The 2,506-nt window shown below is 63.7% G+C and carries 3 protein-coding genes; 1 reads left to right on the top strand and 2 read right to left on the bottom strand.

The window, feature by feature from the left end; genetic code table 11:
• Positions 1-98 precede the first annotated feature (98 nt).
• Positions 99-563 carry a helicase associated domain-containing protein gene (locus ACZ7NC_RS45160; RefSeq protein WP_471498169.1) on the top strand — a complete coding sequence of 155 codons (465 nt, stop codon included), beginning with the start codon at positions 99-101 and terminating at the stop codon, positions 561-563.
• On the opposite strand, the gene ACZ7NC_RS45155 is transcribed toward ACZ7NC_RS45160, so the two are convergent.
• Together ACZ7NC_RS45155 and ACZ7NC_RS45150 are read right to left on the bottom strand one after the other, a co-directional pair.
• A complete protein-coding gene (locus ACZ7NC_RS45155; protein WP_356466421.1) occupies positions 524-727 on the bottom strand; it encodes a cold-shock protein in 204 nt (67 codons plus the stop codon). The genes ACZ7NC_RS45160 and ACZ7NC_RS45155 overlap by 40 nt on opposite strands.
• 403 nt (positions 728-1,130) lie before the next feature.
• Positions 1,131-2,387, bottom strand: coding sequence for a hypothetical protein (locus tag ACZ7NC_RS45150; protein ID WP_471498164.1), 1,257 nt, complete (start codon positions 2,385-2,387; stop codon positions 1,131-1,133).
• Positions 2,388-2,506: the final 119 nt, after the last annotated feature.

The following is a 2,506-nucleotide window of genomic DNA, read 5'->3' as shown; positions in this document are numbered from 1 at the left end:
TAGTGACACGCCATCTCGGCGTGCTCACAGGCATTTCCGCAGGTCAACCAGCATTTTCGTGCCCTAGTCGGCACTGCTAACTGTGGAACTCAGGCGGCATGGACATCGGCAAATGGCTGGCCCGGCAGCGCAAACCGGCAGTCTGGCAAGCCCTGACAGACGGACAGCGCGAACGCCTGGAACAGCTCGGCATCACCCCACTCGCCCCGGAGCCGGAGGCGCCCGCGAAGCCGTCCACGACGCCCGTGGGGGCCTTCGAGAAGGGCATAGCAGCCCTGACGCAGTACAAGACCCGGAAGGGCTCTGTGGCGGTCCCCAGGGCCCACGTAGAGGAGCTTCCGGACGGGACCCAGGTCCGGCTTGGAGTGTGGATCATGAACCAGAAAAGCCGCCGCGCCAAGCTCACCGCCGACAAACTCGCCGCACTCGCCGTACTGGGATTGGAATGGGCACGCCGAGGCGGCCCCAGGAGCCTGCGCCGGGGGTCCGTGCCGGTGACGCACCCAGCACGAACCCCCTTCTCTCAGCCCCGAACGATGTTCTGCGCCTGCGGCCCCTTCTGACCCTGACCGATGTCGAAGGTCACGTGCTCGCCCTCGGTCAGTTCGCGGTACCCGTTGCCCTTGATTTCGGAGTAGTGCGCGAACACGTCCGGACCCCCACCGTCCTGCTCGATGAAGCCAAAACCCTTCTCAGAGTTGAACCACTTCACGGTGCCGCTGGCCATACCGTCAATCCTTCGTTCCATGCGAGAAAACAACCCACTGACCGGGCATGCTCCAGCTCGCGCAACCACACGAGCCTCACACCGTTCTACCCCCGTACCACCCCGCTTACCCGACCGACGACACACCCGAGCCGAACGCCTCAGACCGCTCTCCGAGCTGGGATCAGAGCGTGCAGCTTGATCTTGTCCTGCTCCGGTGTTCTTGGTGACCGGGATCTCATGTGTCGGTACGTTCCTGGGAGTTGTCGGCGAGGGTCCACTGGCCGTTTTTACTGAATGGCCATGGGTGGGCGTAGATGTCGCCCCTGAAGTGGTCGCGCAGGTCGTGTTGGGTGGCTGGGGGCTCGGCAGGCGTTTCGAGGGGGGTCGTTAGGGGGTCGATGGAGGCTGCGTAGTGCTCAGCTCATTGGGTCCACTCCTGTGCACTGCCTGCTTGGCGGGCCGCGGAGCAGAATGCCCGGATGTCCTGCGCCAGGCGCCAGCGTTCCGCCTGATCTGTGATGACTGCCTTGCGGTGCTGAGTGATCTGAGCTGTGCGAGCCCGGCGCAGGGCCGCGTACCAACTGCGTTTGCGGTCTGCTTCTTCCTGCTCTTTCGCGATGCGCCGTTCCTCGGCGTGCGCGGCACGTTCTTCCAGGTCACTCAAAAGGTGGCCGATCCGTTCTTCGAGTTTCCACCTCGCGCCATCCGCATGGCTGTAGGCCGGGCTGCCGTAGGGGCTGCGGTGTGGGGAAGCGATCATGAGACGGCCGTCGGGATGGTGATCGTATTTCGGGGGCTTTGGGCTCCAGGGCCGCTTTTCGTAGTTCTGGAGCTCTTGAGTTGTGGGCTCGTGGGGCACTTTGCTCGTGCGCTCCGTGATCTCCCAGGGAAAGTCGTGGCCTTTGATGCGGATGACCAGGTGGTGGGTGGCTGCTTCCCTCCTGTGCGAACTGGTTTCGGTGGTGACCTCGTAGCCGCGTCGTTCAGCTTCACAGATGAGTGCATGGGCGATGCGCAGGGCCCGGTCGGTGAGGTGGCGGGAGACGTGGAGGGGGACGACGTCGGGGAGGTTCCGCGTGTCTGCAGCGCTCTTCGAACGTCCCATCCTTTTGAGCGTGCGGGTGATCAGCGTGTGTGGTTTCGGCGGGAGGTGCTCAGGAACGTCGACTGCGGGGATGAGGGGCGGTTCGGCGGCTTTGAGGGCTGCGTCGTCCAGGAGCCGAAGGACCATGTCTCCTTTGTCTCTGCCGTTGAAGCGCAGCTTGCAGCCGTCAGGGACGTGTCCGTGGTGCAGTGCGTGGTAGTAGTAGGCAGCGCGCCAGCGGGCGCGCGTCCCGGGCCCGGGGTTCGGCACAGTGAGCGTGCCGTGGGCCTCACTGATCCGGGCTAGCAGGTCTGGGCCATCGGCCGGTGCGAGAGCGGCCTGGGCGGGATCGTTCTTCAGCCGTTGCTTGTCCTCCTCCACCTCTTTGGGGTGCTTGCCGTGTTTGAGGTAGAAGCGGCTGTCTGCAGTGAGTACTACGGTCTGGCGTCCGGTAGCCCAACTGGTCTTCACCAGCGTGCGTTGTTGAAGAGCCCACAGAACGCCGCTATGCACGCCCCTAGCCTCGAACGCCTTCGGCGCTGCCGCCACCTGCTTCAGCAGCTCCAACTGCTTGTCGCTCAGCGAATACTTCACTGTCCCCTCCTCCAACAAGACCTAAGAGAGCGTTTGATTTGAGTTGATTGCACCTTATGTCTTAGTAGGTGCCTCGCCAGGTAGGTGTGGTCTCGTCCGTTATGCGCTTGGCGAGGTTG

Source organism: Streptomyces sp. NPDC111802, from assembly GCF_055634335.1.
Note: the sequence above shows the minus strand (reverse complement) of the source record. Positions and strands in the feature narration are given on the sequence as shown.

What these genes read in the sequence shown, in the direction of transcription:
- ACZ7NC_RS45160 (WP_471498169.1), top strand. Translation starts at nt 99, where the DNA reads ATGGACATCGGCAAATGGCTGGCCCGGCAGCGCAAACCGGCAGTCTGG.
- ACZ7NC_RS45155 (WP_356466421.1), bottom strand. Translation starts at nt 727, where the DNA reads ATGGCCAGCGGCACCGTGAAGTGGTTCAACTCTGAGAAGGGTTTTGGC.